We start from the raw sequence: 18500 nt of genomic DNA on the forward strand, positions 1-18500 counted from the left end.
GTGCCGCCGGATCCTACCCGCCCGGCGGACCTGCCCGGGCCCGCGGGAGGCCCGTCCTGGCCGATCCGCTCTCCGACCCATCTCTGGGGATGCCGGGGCGAGGGGGTCAAGGACTGCCCCACCGACAGCCGACCTGACGACTGTGCGGCTGCCCGCCTCTACCACCACCCACGATCGCGAATCGCGGCCCGACCCCCCCGATCGGCAGGTGCGGCCCTCGTCCCCCCGGCCCTGGCGGCCATCGCTGCTGCCGGTCATGGCGGCGGTCGGCGGCCTCGCACTCACGGGAATCGCGACCGTCCTGGTCGACGAGAACGCCGATCGACAGGTCCAGGAAGCCCTGAACGCCCAATCCGAGGCGCTGGCGGGCTCTCTCGGGCACGTGATCGACCAGCACCTCCAGGCCCTGGTCGACGCTCGAGCGCTGATCGGCGCCCTCCCCCCGAGCGGGCTCGACCGTCGGACATGGAGGCGTTTCGTCGTGGGCCAGGAGCTCGATCAGCGCCTGCGAGGCCTGTTCGGAGTGGCCTGGGTCGAGTGCGTGGATCGCGACGCCCTGGTCGAGTTCGAATCGGCGGTCGCCGCCGAGTATCCGAGCGACCTCGACTTCGCGGTGCGCGCCCATCCCAGCGGCCCAGGCAAGGCGCCCGACGGCCAGGCGGCGTTGGTGATCCGCTACCACGAACCCCTCGAGCTCAACGCCGAGGCCCTCGGTGTCGACCTGGCCACCGCCCCCGGCGCCCTGTCCGGGCTTCTGCGAGCGCGCGACACGGGTCGGCCCGCCACCTCGCCGCCAATGCGCCTGGCCCAGGATGGCAATGCCGTCGCCGACAAGCTGGTCTTCTACGTCCCGGTCTACGACACCCCGCAGGTTCCGGCGACGATCGCCGAGCGACGGGCCGCCCTGCGCGGCTTCATCGCCGGGCCGATGAACCTGCAGCAGATCCTCGAGGACGAGACCCTCGGCCCGGCGGACGGCCTGGCCCTCGCCATCGTGGACGCTGTGGACGGCGTGGCCCTGGCGCGAGTCACGCCCCACGACTTCGACACGATCGAACCACGCGTTGCCATGTCGAGCACCTCGGTCGCCGGGCGCGAGTGGCTCGTCACCGCTGCCAAGCCCGCCGGACGGGCCTCGACCGTGACGGTGCTGACGGCCGTCACCGGAACCGCCCTGTCCTTGGCCCTCGCCACGCTTCTAGCCGCCCTCGCGCGGGCCGGCCGGCTCGGCGCCCCTCGTCCGCGTGGCGCGCAGGACGCTGCGAACTCTCCCGCCAGCCTTGCGTCGCGGGTGCTCGACAGCCTGCGCTACGGCGTCGCGGTGCTCGCCACGGACGGCAGCCCGATGTTCGCGAACCGAGCTTGGCGCGAGGACGGCGAGGGCCAAGGACAGCAGGAGAGCAACCTGGGTGAGCTGCTCTGGGCGGCGTTCGAGAGCGAAGTACCGACGCTGCTCGCTGGCAAGCACTCGACCATCGTGCGCGAGCTCTGCATCCCCGGCGATCGACGGCCGCGCCAGGTGGTGATCCGGGTCAGCGCCATCGAAACGGCGCAGGGACCCGCGCTCTGCGTCACCTGCGAAGACGTCACCCTGCGTCGTCACGCCGAGCAACAGCTCCTGCGCAGCCGCAACATGCTCGAGGCCACGACGCGCATGTCCCAGGTCGGCGGTTGGGAGCTCGACATCGATCGCTCCGAGCTGCATTGGGCGGACGAAGCCTTCCGCATCCACGAACTGCCCCTCGGCGAGCAGCCGGGCCTCCAGGACGCGATCGAGTTCTTCGAGTCGGGCGCGCAGTCCGAGTTCCGTCGCACGATCGACAACGCCCTGGTACGCGGTCAGGGCTGGGACCTGGAGCTACCCCTGGTCACCGCCCGCGGCAACCGACGCTGGATTCGCACCGTGGGCCGCGCCGAGCGCTCCGAGGGTCGAACCGTAAGGATCCAAGGCTCCTACCAGGACGTCACCGAGCGCCGCGCGGACGAGGACCGATTGCGCCTGTCCGAGGAGCGCTTCCGCCTGATCGCCGAACACGCCACCGACGGCATCTGGGACTGGGACCTGAAGACCGGCCAGGAGTACCTCAGCCCGAGCTTCAAGGCTCTCTTCGGCTACGCCGACCACGAACTGCCCAACACGCCCGAGGGTTGGCAGCGAATCATCCTGGCCGAGGATCGCGAGCTCTTGGAGCAGGCGCTGCAGGCCCATGTGGAGCGCGGAGAGGACTTCGCCGTTCCGGTTCGCTTCAACCACAAGCAGGCGGGCATCGTCTGGGTCATCTGCCGTGGGCAGGCGATCTTCGACAACGACGGCACGGCGGTGCGCGTGGTCGGGACCCACACCGACATCACCCAGCTCAAGCACACCGAGGCCGAGCTCGAGCGCGCGCGCGAGGCAGCCGAAGCCGGCAGCCGCTCCAAGTCGGAATTCCTGGCCAACATGAGCCACGAGATCCGCACTCCGATCACCGCGATCCTCGGCTTCGTCGACCTGCTCGCGACCCGCGACGACTTGGACACGGAGTCCGCGGACTTCCTCGAGACCATCGAACGCAACGGGCGTCACCTGCTCGAGATCATCGACGACATCCTCGACCTCTCCAAGATCGAAGCCGGACGCATGGCGGTCGAGCGCCGCGAGGTCGATCCGGCGGCGTTGCTCGAAGAGGTGCGCGAGTTGTTGGAGGTCCGCGCGCGAGGTCACGGCCTGGAACTGACCGTCAGCGTCGACGAGGACGTCCCCGAGCGCATCGAGAGCGACGCTCTACGGTTGCGCCAGATCCTGCTCAACCTGGTCGGCAACGCGATCAAGTTCACGGAGTCCGGCTCGGTGCAGGTGCATGCCAGCTGCGACCAAGGAGCCGAACGCCCCCGCCTCCGGATCGAGGTCATCGACACCGGCGTGGGCGTCGAACCGGATGCGATCGACCGGCTGTTCCGCCCCTTTACCCAGGCCGACGACTCACACACCCGCACCTTCGGCGGAACGGGACTCGGCCTGACAATCTCCCAACGCCTGGCCGGCATGCTGGGCGGCGAGATCGAGGTCCGCTCGACGCCCGGACAGGGCAGCACCTTCACGGTCACGGTTGACGCCGGCGCCTGCGCGGGGAAGTCCACGGGCACAGCGATCAAGGCAACGACCGAGCGCCCGAGATCCGACCCGGCGGCGGAGCCAGAGTCCAGCCCGGCGGCGGAGCCAGAGTCCAGCCAATCGGACGAGCCCTTGCTCGAGCCGGCCGACATCGAGCAAACGCAGGCTGCCCTGCCGGCCAAGCCCCTCACCGGTCGGCGCATCCTGGTGGCCGAGGACGGCCCCGACAACCAACGCCTGATCCAGCTCTACCTGACGCGCGCCGGGGCCGAGGTCTCCCTGGTCGACAACGGACGCGACGCGGTCGATGCCCTGCAGTCGCCCCAGTCGCGCTTCGACGCCCTCCTGCTCGACATGCAGATGCCCGTGCTCGATGGCTACGGCGCCGCCTCCGAGCTCCGCGCCCTGGGCAACCGGATCCCCATCGTCGCCCTAACGGCCCACGCCATGGGCGGCGACCGCGAGCGCTGCATCGCGGCCGGCTGCGACGAGTACGCCACCAAGCCGATCGACCCGGCGGCGATGATCGCTAGCATCAACCGCGCCCTGTCGAGCGTGGCCCGTCGCGGCTAGTGTCCTGGATCAGAAATTCGGCGTCACTGCCCGGAGGTCCGATCGATGCTGGCTAGGCGCGCCGACGACGCGTATCCGCTGCGATACTCGGAGGAGGCGCTGGCGACGCCAGCGGCGATCGGAGCCCGGGAAGTGACGCCGAATTTCTGATCCAGGACACTAGCCACCTCTCAGTCGCCGCCGCCAGCGCAGCGCCCCGGGGAGCGGATCCCCGCGTCGAGCTACCGCGCCACGGGGCTCAGAGCTCGCGCACCCAGACGTTGCGGAAGCGCACGGGATTGCCGTGGTCCTGCAACTTGATCGGACCCTTGGGCGCGTGGGGCGAGTAGGTCGCCACCGAGCGGTGGGCCGTCGCGCCCAGGAACTCGCGCGCGTTGTGGACCAGCACGCCGTTGTGGAACATCGTCAGGCGGGCCGGGTGCAACAGCTTGTCGCCGTCGAAGCGCGGCGCCTCGAACACGATGTCGTAGGCCTGCCACTCACCGGGCGCGCGGCACACGTTGACGAGAGGCGGGTACTGGCCGTACATGGCCGCCGCCTGGCCGTCGGCGTAGGTGCGGTTCTCGAAGCTGTCGAGGACCTGCACCTCGTAGCGATCCATGAAGAAGACGCCCGAGTTGCCGCGGCCCTGACTCTCGGACACGGGCTCCGACGGCGAGGCCCACTCGATGTGGAGCTGCACGTCCCCGAAGTCGGCGCGGGTGCGGATGTCGCCGCCGCCCGAGACCTGCATCGCGCCGCCTTCCACCTTCCACTGGATCGCCTCGCCGCCCTGGTGCCAGGCCGCGGTCGAGCTGCCGTCGAACAGCACCGTGGCGTCGGCCGGCGGCGGGGTGAAGGGCCCGGCGCCCGGCTCGACCACCGGCGGCACGGGCCGCGCCGAGTCGTGCACGCGCCACTCCCCGCCCGGTAGGAAGGGTGTGTCGTCGTAGCCCACCGGGTGGTGGTCCTGGACGGTGGGACGCGCGGCGAACAGGGTCGCGCCGGCGCCGGCGAGCAACAACAGGCTGAGCTTCATGGGAGCGAGGGGGTTCCGGGCGCCGATCCGGCGGCGCGGTGAGCACGCTGCGTCGGACAGCCGGCCGAGGGATCCGTGGGAGGTGCCGTCTCGAGTCGGGGGCCGGCGGGAGTATAGGCCCCGACGCCCGAGCGCGGCGCCCCGGCGGGAGCGGTGGAACCTCCGCGCCCAGTTCCGCATTCTCTTGGCGTGTCCGACCGCTCACCGCACCGCATTCCCGCCCTCGGCGGCCCCCTCGCCTCCCACGGTTTCGTCGAAGCCAGCGGTCGACGCTCGGCCTTCTTCGGTCGCGAGCGCGGCCCCTTCGAGTGGTGGGCCTGGCCGCTCAAGATCGCGTCGGACCTGCGCCTGACCCTGCACCTGCCCGGCACCAGCGCTCCGATCGCGCTCGAGGCCCTGCCCGGCCACGGCACGGTCTCCCCCGGCGAGCTGGTGCTGGTCCACGAGGGCGACGACTTCCTGCTGCGTCAGACGATCGTCGCCGATCGCGAACGGGCCGTGCTCCTGTGGCTGCTCGAGCTGGAGGGCCGCCGCGAACTCGACGCGGAGCTGGCCTGCACGTTGGACCTGCGCCCCATGTGGCCGGCCGGCCTCGGCGGTCAGTTGGCCCTGCGCGATCCGGTCACCGGCGCGCTCACGCTCTCGGAGGAGACCGGCCGCTTCGCCGCTTTCCTGGGCGCAGTCGGCGGACGGGTGCGCGACGCGCCGGACGGGCGCGGCGTGCCGCGGCGACCGATTCGCCTGGCAGCCAGGCTGCGCCCCGGCGAGACCACGCCGATCGTCTTCGCCGCCGCCCAGGGAAATGCGACGTCGCCCAGCCGCGGCAGCAGGCTCGGCCGCGGACAGGCGGCTGCCGGAACCTCGTCGGCCCGCGGCGTCGTCGATCGGGCGCGCGACACCTGGCGCGAGGTCGGCGAGAACTGGAGCGCCACCCTCGACGCCACCCGCGCGAGCTGGTCGCGCTTCGATGCGGGCGTCGTGCGCTTGCGCTGCGCGGACGCCGACCTCGAGCGCGCCTTCGGCTGGAGTCAGGCGGTGGTCGAGCGGTCGCGGGTGCGCGTCGACGGGCTGGGGACCCTGCTGGTCGCCGGCCTGGCGCCGAGCCGCGACGGCGACCGCCCGGGCTTCGCCTGGAGCTTCGACACCGACGCCCTCTTCGCCGCCCAGGCCCTGGCGGGTCTGGGCCGCTTCACACCGGCCGCCGAGGCGCTGTGGGGTGCGGCTTCGCGCCAACGCGCGGACGGCAAGCTGGCCCACGAGACGGTGCTCTCGGCCAAGCTCTGCGACTGGTTCGAGCGCTATCCCTATGCCTACTACCGCGGCACCACCGCGGCGCAATTCGCCCAGGCGCTGGATCGCTACGTGCGCGCGTCGGGTGACGAGGCCCTGGGCCGGGCGCTGTTGCCCGCGCTCGAGCGCGCCCTCGACTGGCTGTGGTCCGCGCGCGGCGAGTCGGGGCTGGTCACGACCTCCCGGGCCGGACTGGGTGCGGTCCAGTCCGGGCCCCTGTCGGAGGTGATCGAGTGCGATGCGTACCTGCACGGAGGGTTGTTCGCCGGGCTCCGCGCCGCGGCGCGCCTGGCGCACTGGCTGGGTGAGTCCGAGCTGGAGCGACGCTGCATCGAGCGCGCGACCCAGTGCGCCGAGGCGTTCGAACAGCTCTGGTCGCAGGAGCACGGGTGCTACGCCTTCGCCATCACCCGCGAGGGACGCTCCCTCGACGACCGCGCGGCGCTGATCGGCCTGCCCCTGGCCGCAGGCCTCGGCAGCGACGAACGCGCCCTGGCGGCGACCCTTGGCCTGTGCCACCCGGAGCTGGCCACGGATTGGGGCCTGCGCCTGCTGGGCGAGGACGCCCCGCACTTCCATCCGGACAACTACAACAGCGGCGCGGTCCTGCCCCTTTCGAGCGTCTATGCGGCCCTGGCCTGCTACCGCGTGGGCCACACCGCCGCCGGGCACCAACTGCTGGGCACCCTGGTCAAGTTGGAGGGCCTGGGCGGTCGCGGCCTGGTCGAGGAGCACCTGCCCGGCGACCGCGCGCGACTGTCGCCGCGGCGCGTTCCGCGGCATCTGGTCTCGTCGACGGCGCTGCTCACGACCCTGGTCGACGGGGCGCTGGGGCTCGAGCTCGACGCCGCGCGTGGGCAGCTCGACGATCGCGTGAGCCTGCGCCTGCAACACCCCCTGCCCTGGTCCGAGCTCGCACTCGACGGCCTGCGCGTGGGGGCCCGGCCCTTCGACCTGACGGTCTCCCGCCGCAGCCTGCGCGACGGGGACGGCGCCCGCACGCAGATCAGCGCGCGGATCGCAGGCGAAGGCTCGATCGAGTTGGTCCTCGCCGCGGTCCTGCCGGCCGGCTCCGAGGTGCTCGAAGTGGTCGACGGCGAGGGCGCGGCCCTCGACTTCGAGCTGCGCGAGTTGGTCGCCGGCACCCGGGAGCTGCGCGCCCAGGGCACGCGCACCGGCGTCGCCGTGGCCACCCTGCGCCAGGGGCCGCACCTGCGCCTGCCGGTCCCGACCATTCGCCGCGACCGCGAGTCCCAGTCCGCTCGCCCGGTCGCCTTCCGTGCCGACGACCGTGGACTGGAGCTGACCCTTGCCGGTGCGCCCGACAGCGAGGTCGAGCTGGGCCTGACCTGCGACCTGCCGCTCGAAGTCCGCGGCGCCGAACGCGCGCGAAGGTCGGGCGGCGCCGAGTACCTGCGAGTGCACCTGCCCGCGAGCGACGAGGACCGCTACGCCCGCACCACCGTCGAGCTGCGCCGCTCGGACCGCTGATAGCCGAGCGGCGCGCGGGGAGCGCCGAACGCCACGCGGCCTGACCCTGCCACCGCCTGCTCACACGTCGCACGAAGCGGATCCGACCGCAGGACGAGGATCCGCGCAGACGCCCCGGTCGCGGACGAGCGCAGCAAGGGATCTGTGGCTCGCGGCGCGGCCCCGGCTCAGTCGTCCAGGTCCGCGGCGCGCAGGCGCAGGGCGTTGAGGATCACCGAGACGGAGCTGAGGCTCATGGCCGCCGCGGCGAACATGGGGCTCAGGAGCCAGCCGGTGAAGGGGTAGAGCACGCCGGCCGCGACGGGGATGCCGGCGGCGTTGTAGCCGAAGGCGAAGACCAGGTTCTGGCGGATGTTGGCCATGGTCAGCTCGCTCAGCCGCCGGGCCTTGACGATGCCGCCCAGGTCGCCCTTGACCAGGGTCACGGCGGCGCTCTCCATGGCGACGTCGGTGCCGGTGCCCATGGCGATGCCCACGTCGGCCCTTGCCAGGGCGGGCGAGTCGTTGATGCCGTCGCCGGCCATGGCGATGCGCGCCCCTTCCGACTGCAGGCGCTCGACCAGGGCCAGCTTGTCCTGGGGCAGGGCCTCGGCGACCACGTCGTCGATGCCGAGTTGCTTGGCCACCGCGCCTGCGGTGCGCTGCGCGTCGCCGGTCAACATCACGATTCGCAGGCCCGCCGCCTTCAGCTTGCGGATCGCCTCCGGGGTGGACTCCTTGATCGGATCGATGACGGTGATGGCGCCGGCGAGCTCGCCGCCTGCGGCGACGAACATCACCGTGGCCCCCAGGTCGCGCTCGGTGGCGGCCTGTTCCTCGAGCTCCGTGGTCGACGCGCCGACATCCGCCATCAGGGCGCCATTGCCCAGGGCCACGTCGAGCCCGTCGACACGGCCGACCACGCCCTTGCCGGTGATCGCCTCGAAGCTCTCCGCGCGGACCGCCTCGACCCCGCGCGCCTTCGCGCCCTCGAGGATCGCCTTGGCCAGGGGATGCTCGCTGTCCCGCTCGAGCGCCGCCGCCAGACGCAGCACGCGCTGGGGATCGCCATCGGCCACGGTCAGCACCTTGTCGAAGGCGGGCGCTCCCTGGGTCAAGGTGCCGGTCTTGTCCACCACCAGGGTGTCGACCTCGCGCAGGGATTGGATCGCCTCGGCGTCGCGGAACAGCACGCCCACCTGCGCGCCCTTGCCGGTGGCGACCATGATCGACATGGGCGTCGCCAGGCCCAGGGCACAGGGACAGGCCACGATCAGCACGGACACCGACGCCAAGAGCGCGTAGGCCAGGCGCGGCTCGGGCCCCACCAGGGCCCAGACGCCGAAGGCGATCAGACTCGACAGGACGACGCTCGGCACGAACCAGGCCGAGACGCGATCGACCAGGTTTTGGACCGGCGCGCGGCTGCGCTGGGCCTGGGCCACCATCTGCACGATGCGCGCCAGGAGCGTCGCGTCGCCGACCTTGGCGGCCTCGACGAGCAGGGAGCCGGAGCCGTTGACGGTGCCCCCGACGACCGCGTCGCCGGCCGTCTTCTCGACGGCCACCGGCTCGCCCGAGACCATCGACTCGTCCACGGAGCTGCGCCCTTCGAGCACCGTCCCGTCGACCGGCACCTTCTCGCCGGGGCGCACGCGCAACCGGTCGCCGACCTGCACCGTGTCGAGGGGGACGTCGTCTTCCCCTTCGGCGGTGACGCGGCGGGCCGTCTTGGGCGCCAGGTCGAGCAGGGCGCGGATCGCACCCCCGGCCTGATTGCGCGCGCGCAGCTCCAGCACTTGGCCGAGCAGCACCAGGGTCACGATCACCGCCGCGGCCTCGAAGTAGAGCGGCACCTCGCCGCCGTGCCGCCGGAAGGCGTCCGGAAAGATCGAGGGCGCGAGCACCGCCAGGGTGCTCTGGACGTAGGCCACGCCGACGCCGAGGCCGATCAGCGTGAACATGTTCGGGTGCATCCGGCGCACCGACGAGGCCCCACGCACGAGCAGCGGCCAGCCGGCCCACCACACCACCACCGTGGCCAGGGCCAGCTCGAGCAGGCCTCCCAGTCGCGCGCCGACGGCGGAGCGGATCGGATCCCCCGGCAGGACCATGTCCCCCATCGCCAGGACCACGACCGGCGCTGCCAGAGCTGCCGCGACCACGAAGCGGCGCGTCATGTCGCGCAGCTCCCCGTCGTCCGGATCCGCCGCGCCCGATTCAGGCTCGAGCGCCATGCCGCACTTCGGGCAGGTGCCGGGGCCGACCTGGCGCACCTCGGGGTGCATCGGGCAGGTGTAGGTCGCGTCCGCGCGGGCCGCCGGGTCGGAGGCGTTCCCGTCAGGTTTCAGGTAGCGACCGGGATCGGCCACGAACTTCGTGCGACAGCCGGTGGCGCAGAAGTAGTAGGTCCGTCCCTCGTGCTCCGCCTGGGCCGCCGCGGACTCGGCAGTCACCGACATCCCGCACACGGGGTCGCGCTGTTCGCTGCTCTGCATGGTTCTGGATCCGGAGGTGTACCGGCGGTCGTGAGCGCAACGCTCCGATCCGCCGGGTCAGGACCCATCTGCTCTATCGTCCGGCGCCGGCACCGGCGCTCGCCGCGTCGCGCTCGGGGCCAGCCTCCTCAGCGGCGGCCGCCCAAGCGGCTTCGAGGCGCGCGAGGTACTTGGCCGGCTCGGCGTCGAAGGCCGGGCGGCAACTTCCGCAGCACAGGCGCACCAACCTGTCGCCGACGACGAACTCCACCGGCTCGCCCATGGAGCCCAGGGCGTTCTTGTCGCTGACCAGACAGTTCTGAAGGGGATAGTCCGGGCTCTGGGCCGCGATCACGGCCTCGTCCAACTTGCCGTGCATGGCAGCCGGGTCGCGACGCACCTTGGCCGCGCAGGTGTCGCAGCACAGACGGAAGAGCCGATTGCCGACGACGACTTCGACTGCCACGTCCACCCCGTCTTGCGCCAGGGGCTCGCCCGAGATCAGGCAAGTGGTGAGCGGATAGTGCGGGCGCTGCTGGTCGGCGAAGGCCGCATCGACCTTGGCTGCCGTGCCGGCCGGGTCGGCGTTCGCTGGGCCGACGCAGCCGCGGCAGCACAGTTGCACCGCTCGCCCGTCCAGCTCGAGCACGATCGGTTCGCCCATGGAACCGAGCGCCTTGCCGGAGATCGGGCAGGCGGTCACGGTGTAGGCGTCCACGCGCGGGGCGGCCTCCTCGGCCTGCGCCGGCGCCGCGCGCTCGGGCGCCTCTTCTTGCGCCTGCGGGGCGCTCTGGGCGAACAGGGCACTCGCGCCCAGGAGGGTGAAGGCTGCGAACAGGGTCTGGAAGGCTCTCATGGGTCGGTCTCGCGGAATGTGGGTCAGGCGCGCTCTCGGGGGGCAGTCGGGTACGCAGCCCGGCGCCATGCGTTAGCCATAGGACACCCCGTCCTTCCGACCACCCACAATCAGCCTTCGCCGGCCGACGCCCTGAACGCTGGCACCTTGATCGTTGTGCTCACGCCCGCGATCGGGCCAGGGCCATTTGCAGCTCGACGCGCAGGCAGTAGAGCGTCGGCACGACGAAGACGCTGAGCAGCACCGCGACCATGCCACCGACGGTGGGAATGGCCATCGGAACCATGATGTCGGAACCCTTGCCGGTCGAGGTCAGGACCGGGATCAGCGCCAGCACGGTGGTCGCGCTGGTCATCAGGCACGGACGGATGCGACGCAGTCCGGCGGCCACGACGGCCTCACGCACCTGCGCCACTTCCGTCGTCTCACGCCGGTCGAACTCCTGGCGCAGACTGGTCGCCATCAACAGGCCGTCGTCCGTCGCGATCCCGAACAGCGCGAGGAATCCGACCCAGACCGCGACCGAGAGGGCCACCGGTCCGACCTGAAACAACTCGCGCAGGTTGGCGCCGAAGAGCGGCAGGTCGAGGAACCAGGGCTGGGCGTAGAGCCACAGGAGGGCGAAACCTCCGGCCCAGGCGACGAGGACGCCGCTGAAGACCATCGCCGTCGTGAGCAGCGAGCGCAGCTGCAGGTGCAAGAGCACGACGATCAACGCCAGTGCGATCGGCAACACCAAGCGCAGGGTGCGCGACGCGCGCACTTGGTTCTCGAACTCGCCAGCGAGTCGGTAGGAGAGGCCGGGCGGGAGCGTCAATCGACCCTCCGCGACCGCCGCCGCCAAGCGGGCCTGGACCCGTTCGGCCAGGTCCACCGCTCCGATGCCCGGCGCGGCGTCGAAGATCACGTTGGCGAGCAGGAAGCCGTCCTCACCGCGCACGCTCTGGGGTCCGCGTTCGTAGCGCAGGTGCGCCAACTCCCCGAGTGGCACGCTGCCACCCGCGGGCGTGCCGACGAGGATCCTGCGGATGTCCTCGATCGAAGCGCGGCGCTCGCGCGGGTAGCGCACGCTGACCGGGTAGCGCTCGCGCCCTTCGATCACGGTCGTCAGCGTCACGCCGCCCAGGGCCGTCTCGATCACGTCCTGCACCGAGCGCACCGACAGGCCCTGTCGCGCCAGGGCCTCGCGGTCGAGGTCGATCTCGATGTACGGCTTGCCCAGGACTCGATCGGCGAAGGCGCTGCCGGGCGCCACGCCCTCGATCTGAGCGAGCAGACCCTCGATCTTCAGGGCGACTTCCTCGATCTCGTCCAGGTCGGTCCCCAGCACCTTGACGCCCATCGGGGCGCGCAGGCCGGTCTGCAACATGATGCGCCGGGTCTCGATCGGCTGGAGCATCGAGGCCGTGGTCAAGCCCGGCACCATCGCCGCCGCCGCGACCTCGTCCCAGATGTCCCGCGGCGTGCGGATCTCGTCGCGCCACTGGCGCACGGAACGGCCCTGCTCGTCGAGCCGGTACTCGGGCTTGTAGGTGACCAGGGACTCGACCATGCCGATCGGAGCGGGGTCGAGGGCGCTCTCGACGCGGCCGATCTTGCCCACCACGTCCTCGATCTCGGGGATCGCGCGCACGCGCCGGTCGGCCTGCTGCAACAGGTCGAGCGCCTCGCCGATCGAGGCGTGGGCCATGGTCACCGGCATCAGGAGGAACGCGCCCTCGTCCAAGCGCGGCATGAACTCGCGCTCGAAGCCGGGCATGCGCGCTGCCAGGGCGCGCGCGGGGCTGCTTTGCACGACGGCCGACGGCAGCCAGCCGAAGCTACGCTCGAACCCCAGCCACGCCGTGACCCCGAAGGCCACCAATGCCGCGGGCAGGGCCAGGAAGGCGAGCTTGTTGGCCAGGCACCAGCGCAGGATCCGCTCGTAGCCCGCGCGCAGCAGCACGAATCCGAGCAGCGGCAGGCCCAACAGGCACAGGGTCGCGAGCCCGCCCGCGATCGGCCGATGGGGCCCCAGAGGCGCCCAGTCCGAGCCCAGGAGGACCACGACGCCCAGGGCCAGGATCGGTCCCAGGAGGCGCGCCAAGGGCCGACGCCTGCGATCGGCGTCCGGCCAGGGACCGACACCGAACAGCACCACGGCCATGGCCGGCAGGGTCACCAGTCCGAGGGCGATCGAGGCCACCAGCACGATCGTCTTCGTCGCGGCCAGGGGCCCGAAGAGCTTGCCCTCGGCGCCGTGCATCGCGAATACCGGCAGGAACCCGATCACGGTCGTGAGCACCGCCGTGGTCACGGCGCCGCCGACCTCGGCCAGGGCGCGGCCGACGGCCCTGCGCGCGTGGGCCAGACCGCGGCCCGTGGCGGGTTGGCGGATCGCCGCTTCGGTCACGACGATGCCGACATCGACGAGCGTGCCGATCGCGATGGCGATGCCGGAAAGGGCGACGACGTTGGCATCGACGCCGAACAGGCGCATGCCGACGAAGCCCACCAGCACGGCCAAGGGCACCAGGGCGGCCACCAGCACCGCCGCCCGCAGGCGCGCCAGGAGCAACACGATCACGGCGACCGTGACCAGCATCTGCTGGCGCAGGGCGCGCTCGAGCGTCCCCAGGGTCTCGCCGATCAACTCGGTTCGGTCGTAGAAGGGCACGATCCGGACCTGGGTCTGCGTGCCGTCGGCGAGGGCGCTGCGCGGCAGACTCGGGGCCAGCTCCGCGATGCGCGCCTTGACCCGCTCGAGCACGGCCATGGGGTTCGCGCCGTAGCGCACGACCACCACGCCACCCACCGCCTCCGTGCCCCCCTTGTCGAGGGCGCCCCGGCGCAGGGCCGGTCCGATCGACACCCGAGCGACCTCGCGCAGGGTCACCGGCACGCTGTCGGTGCTCTTGACCACCACGGCTTCGAGGTCCGCGACGCTCTCGACCAGCCCGAGGCCGCGCACCACGTACTCGGCGCGATTGAGCTCGACCGTGCGCGCGCCCACGTCCACGTTGCTGGCCCGCACGCTGGCGGCGACCTGCTGCAGGGTCACGCCGGCCGCGCGCATGGCGTCGGGATCCACCTCGATCTGGTACTCGCGCACGTAGCCGCCGATCGAGGCCACCTCCGCCACGCCCTCGACCCCCGCCAGGGCCGGCCGCACGACCCAGTCCTGGATCGAACGCAGCTCTTCCAAGCCGAAGCCCCCCGCGGGCCGGCTCGGCGCGCCCTCGGTCGCCACGCTCCAACCTTCGAGCGTGTACCAGAAGACCTGGCCCATGGCCGTGGCGTCGGGCCCCAGGCGCGGCCGCACGCCTGGCGGTAGGGTGGCCTGGTCGAGACTCGCGAGCTGTTCGAGCACGCGCGTGCGCGAGAGTTGGAAGTCGGTCTGCTCGTCGAAGATGACCGCGATCGATGACAGGCCCATCATCGAGCTCGACCGCACGCTCTCCACGCCGGAGACGCCCAGGAGCGTCATCGTCAGCGGATAGGTGATCTGGTCCTCGACGTCGCGCGGCGAGCGCCCGGGCCAGTCGGCCACCACGAGCTGCTGGTTCTCGCCCGTGTCGGGGATCGCGTCCACCGGAACCCGATCCCGCGGCAGCTCGCCCAGGTCCCAGTCGAAGGGCGCGACCACGAGCCCCCAGACCGCGACCAGGCCGGTCAAGAGCGCCACCACCAACTGGTTCTCGAGCGCCCAGGCGAAGATCGGCGCGAGGGGCCGTTCCTGGCGCTCGGTCACGGGCGGGTGACCTCGCGCTCGATGACGCCGCAGCGCAGCATCGACGCTCCGAAGTAGGGGTTGGCCAGGGGTCCGTCGGGACCCTGGATCCAGCGCGCGCCTCGGTTGTCGAAGGCCATCGGGCAGAAGGCCACGCGCAGGGTCGCCGCGCCGCGGTTGCCCGCGAGCTCGATCAGGGACAGGGCGGCCTCGGAGACCTCGTCGAAGACCGCGCGCTGGTCGGCGATGGCGCTGGCACCGGCCGCGCGGGCGGAGGCTCCCGCGATCACGCCGAGCTGCGCCGCCTCGAGGTCGTCCGGTGCCTGCGCGGCCCTCGCGTCCGTCGCCAGTGCCTCGAATGCCGCGCGCGCACCCTCGCCGTCGTCGGCGGCCAGGGCCGCGGACGCTCGCAAGTAGTCGGTCCACAGCTCGGCGTGCCGCAGCGGACTGCCGTGCCCCGGGTCCACGACGCGGGCAGGGTCCATGGGCCCGTCCATGCCGCGGTCGACACGGGACGGCTCGCGATCGATCGATTCGGAGGGCAGCGAGAGCAGCCCGTGACCCCCGGCGATCTGCATCTCGCTGTCGAGCCGGAAGGCGCCCTGGACGGCTACCTGCTCCCCCTCGACGAGACCCTCGAGGATCACGTAGCTGTCGCCCGCCTGGGGCCCGAGACGCACCTCGCGCGGGCGGTAGAGGGATGCGTCGCCGTCTTGCTCGTGGACGTAGACCAAGGCCCGCCGTCCGGTGGTCAGCACTGCCGACGTCGGCACGACCAGCGGCGTGCCTTCGCCCCCACCGACGAGCCCCAACTCCTGCGCCGGAACCAGGTCCATGCCGCACACGCTGCACTGACCGGGACCGTCGGCGACGATCTCGGGGTGCATGGGGCTGATCCACTTGCCCGTCAGGTCGGGCCCGCGCGCGTGACCCTCGCGATCGAGCGCGACCAGGGCTCTGCTGCGGACGTACATGCCGGGCTTCAGGACTCGCTCGGGATCGAGCACGTGCACGCGCACCGCCGCCGTGCGCGAGACCCGGTCGACGGTCGGTTCGATCAGCGAGATCGTGCCCGTGAAGACCTGGCCGGGAAGAGCATCGACCTCGAACTCGATCGCTTGACCATAGCGCAGGAAGGGCAGGTCGCGCTCATAGGCCTCGAGCACGACCCACAGGTGCGAAAGGTCGGCCAGACGCATGAGCTCACCCGCGGAGTGCACGTAGTCGCCCACGTAGGCTCCGTGCTCGACGACGGTGCCGGCGAACTGGGAGCGAAACTCGACCCGGTCGCTGGCCTCGCCGCTGCGCTCGATCTCGTCGACCTGTTCTTCGGACAGGCCCCACAGGCGCAGCTTGGTGCGCGACGACGTGTAGGCTCGCTCGGAGTTCTCGAGGATGAAGCCCGCTTCGCCGGCCGCGGCCCGAGTGAAGCGCTCGGCGGTGGACAGGAGCTCTGCTTGGGCGCTGAGCAGGCCGGGGCTGTAGAGCTCGTAGAGGTGGTCATCGACGTTCACCTCCATGCCGACCGAATCGACGAACAGCCGCTCGATGCGCCCGGGCACGGTGACCGTGATCGAGCGCACCGTCGAGGCGTCGAGTTCCACCCGGCCGAACAGGGGCAGCTCGAACTCGACCGCGCGACACACCGCGGGGGCGGTGACGACCCCGGCCAGGGCGGCGGCGTCAGGGCCGAGTCGGACGGCGTCGCCGCCACCGCCCATGGCGCCGCGCTCGACCAGGTCCATGCCGCACAGCGGACAGGCTCCGGCCTGGGGCGCTGAGATCTGCGGGTGCATGGGACAGGTCCACTCGGCTGCCGGCGAGTTGGCCGCCACCGGATCCTGATGCGGCGGCGCGACGGGCCCGACCGACCAGCGTCCCAGGGCGAACAGGGCTACAGCCGCAGCCGCGGCGATGAGTGTGCGCACGATCTTCACGGTTGGTCACTTCCCGTCAGGGCCTGCAGGCGAGCTCGCTGGATGTGGACGTCGCGGGCGGCGCGCCAGCGGTCGACCTCGTAGCCGAGCACCCTGCGCTCGGACTCGAACAGGTCGAGCAGCGAACCCTCGCCCGACTGGTAGGACGCCAGGCCCAAGTCATAGGCCTCGCGCGCCCGCGGCAACAGCTGATCCCGTGCCAGCTCCAGGTCACGCCCCGCGGACTCGAGGCGGTAGAGGATGTCGGCCAGCTCGGTGGACAGCTCCGCGCGCCGGTCGTCGATCGCGTAGCGGGCCGCGCGGATCTCGTGTTCGGCGGCCCGTCGCTGGGCGCTGTAGCTGCCGCGCCACAGGGGCAGCCCGATGCTGACGCCCAGACCGATGGGGTCATCGCCACTTCCGGGTTGCGCCGGGTCGAGGGCGTCACCGACGTCGAGCCACACGAGGCTGAAGGCCAGGTCCGGTCGGCCGGCGAAGTCCGCCAGGTGGCCCTGGGCCCGGGCGCGTTCCAACCCGGCCGCGGCGGTCCGCAGGGCCGGGCTGCGATCCATCGCCATCGCCTCCAGGGCGGCGTGGTCGAGCTCCATGGCCGCCGGCTCGACGGCCTCGGGGGGCGGAATTTCGCCCCACCAGCCGACGGCGGCCGAGAGGGCGATGCGCTGGGACACGAGCTGCTCGCGCGCCGCTTGCGCGCGCGCCTCGAGCTCGGCGACCTCGATCTCCAGGCGCAGCCAGTCCTCTTGGGGGGCCCCCGCCTCCACCCGCCACTGGACCACCGACGCGAGGTTCTCGAGCAGCACGACCTTCTCCTCGAGCAACCGAGCCACCACCGCGCCGAAGGCGTACTCGTGGTAGGCACGCTCGACCCGTTCGACCGTGCGCGCCGCTCGCGCGCGGGCGGACGACTCGGTCCAGGACGCGGTCCGATCGGCGAGCGCCTCGCGCGCGTCCAAGGTCCCGAACCACGGCCAGGGTTGGGTCAGCTCGACCCGGCGGCGGTTGGGGCCCGTGCGCGTTTGGATCTGCTCCACGAACTCGGTGACCATCAACTTGGGGTCGGGCGGCTGGGCAGCGGAGCCGACCCGCTCACGCGCGGCGTCGGCGCGCTCGAGCTCGGCCAAGAGGCCCGGATCGTGCCCTAGGGCGTAGCGCACGTAGTCGTCCAGGGTGGCCGAGGCGGGGTCGAACTCCTCCGCCGCCGGAGGCGCGACCGCCGGCGCTCGGGTCGATCGAATCGGGACCTGCTCGGGAGCCGGACCGGGTACGGATCGAGGGGCACTGGCACAGGCGGCCAGGGCGGGCAGCAGGACTGCGATGCGCGTGTGGCGGGTCGCGCGGGTGATTGCGTTGCGGGTCATCGGCTCGGTCCAAGGGGAGCGAGGGGCCCGTCGGTCGCCGCCGGTCGCGCCTTGGACGGGTTGGCGGCGGTGCGGGAGCCCTCGAGGTGACGCCAGGGTTCGTAGCGAGGGGGCCTGCGCAGCGCGGTCCGCTGGCCGTGGTCCTCGCACACTCGGGTCGCACTCGATGCCCGCTGACGCCGCGTCTTGATCGCGGCCGCAACCAGGCCCCCACCTACCGCTCGCGCGGCGGCGAAGGGTGCATCGAGCGCAGTCGGCGCCCGCTCAAAGCCGCAGGACTCGGAACGCTAGGTAACGCGGTGGATCGACACCCGGCGGTCGCAGGCGCAGCAGCCGCCCGACCGACGCACCCGGAGTCGCGAACCACGACGCCGCTCCGGGCGCGGGCGCCAGGTGATGTCCGAGCGCGATCGTCGAGACCTGCACCTCCGCGACCGGGGGAGTCGGAGCTCCGTCCATGGTGCAACCACAGGGCTCGCGGCGGTCCTGGCCAGTCGGCGCGGACTTCGCTCCCGGCAAGTCCCCACCACGGGTACCCGTGGCGTGGGCGCTGGAGCAGCAGGACTTCGGCTGGGGCTCGGGGGCGGTGTGCGCGCAGCAGCAATCCCGGCCCTCTGCGGCGGCCGAGCAGTGCGCCATCGAGCCCAGGGGCGCCAGCACGAGCTGGAGCACCGCCAGGAGGGCGATCGAGAGGCTGCGGAGCGAGTGGGTCTTCATG

General features: G+C 72.1%; 9 protein-coding genes. 2 read left to right on the forward strand and 7 right to left on the reverse strand.

Annotated elements, in window-relative coordinates:
• Positions 1 to 256: 256 nt before the first annotated feature.
• Positions 257 to 3667 (forward strand): CHASE domain-containing hybrid sensor histidine kinase/response regulator, encoded by a 3411-nt coding sequence (locus Pla133_RS20670; RefSeq protein WP_145168480.1) that lies wholly within the window; start codon positions 257 to 259, stop codon positions 3665 to 3667.
• Positions 3668 to 3905: 238 nt separating this feature from the next.
• Here the strand turns inward: Pla133_RS20670 and Pla133_RS20675 are convergent, their stop codons facing one another.
• On the reverse strand, positions 3906 to 4685 hold the full coding sequence (locus tag Pla133_RS20675) for a 3-keto-disaccharide hydrolase (RefSeq protein ID WP_145068788.1): 780 nt from the start codon (positions 4683 to 4685) through the stop codon (positions 3906 to 3908).
• Between the two features lie 189 nt (positions 4686 to 4874).
• Between Pla133_RS20675 and Pla133_RS20680 the strand changes: the two genes are divergently transcribed.
• On the forward strand, positions 4875 to 7466 hold the full coding sequence (locus tag Pla133_RS20680) for an amylo-alpha-1,6-glucosidase (protein ID WP_145068790.1): 2592 nt from the start codon (positions 4875 to 4877) through the stop codon (positions 7464 to 7466).
• Positions 7467 to 7633: 167 nt separating this feature from the next.
• Here Pla133_RS20680 and Pla133_RS20685 read toward each other — a convergent pair whose 3' ends face one another.
• The 6 genes from Pla133_RS20685 to Pla133_RS20710 all read right to left on the reverse strand — a co-directional run bounded on the left by Pla133_RS20685 (position 7634) and on the right by Pla133_RS20710 (position 18499).
• Positions 7634 to 9943 carry a heavy metal translocating P-type ATPase gene (locus tag Pla133_RS20685; RefSeq protein WP_145068792.1) on the reverse strand — a complete coding sequence of 770 codons (2310 nt, stop codon included), beginning with the start codon at positions 9941 to 9943 and terminating at the stop codon, positions 7634 to 7636.
• A gap of 73 nt (positions 9944 to 10016) precedes the next feature.
• The gene (locus tag Pla133_RS20690; RefSeq protein ID WP_145068794.1) at positions 10017 to 10778 is read right to left on the reverse strand and encodes a hypothetical protein; all 762 of its coding nucleotides are present in this window, start codon (positions 10776 to 10778) and stop codon (positions 10017 to 10019) included.
• Between the two features lie 160 nt (positions 10779 to 10938).
• A complete protein-coding gene (locus tag Pla133_RS20695; protein WP_145068796.1) occupies positions 10939 to 14508 on the reverse strand; it encodes an efflux RND transporter permease subunit in 3570 nt (1189 codons plus the stop codon).
• Complete coding sequence (locus Pla133_RS20700; RefSeq protein ID WP_145068798.1) at positions 14505 to 16424, reverse strand: heavy metal-binding domain-containing protein; 1920 nt, start codon at positions 16422 to 16424, stop codon at positions 14505 to 14507. Before Pla133_RS20700 ends, Pla133_RS20695 begins: the two co-directional genes overlap by 4 nt.
• Positions 16421 to 17782, reverse strand: coding sequence for a TolC family protein (locus tag Pla133_RS20705; RefSeq protein ID WP_145068800.1), 1362 nt, complete (start codon positions 17780 to 17782; stop codon positions 16421 to 16423). Before Pla133_RS20705 ends, Pla133_RS20700 begins: the two co-directional genes overlap by 4 nt.
• 264 nt (positions 17783 to 18046) lie before the next feature.
• The gene (locus Pla133_RS20710; RefSeq protein ID WP_145068802.1) at positions 18047 to 18499 is read right to left on the reverse strand and encodes a hypothetical protein; all 453 of its coding nucleotides are present in this window, start codon (positions 18497 to 18499) and stop codon (positions 18047 to 18049) included.
• Position 18500 lies beyond the last annotated feature (1 nt).

The sequence above is a fragment of the Engelhardtia mirabilis genome, assembly GCF_007748095.1.
Classification (GTDB): Bacteria; Planctomycetota; UBA1135; order UBA1135.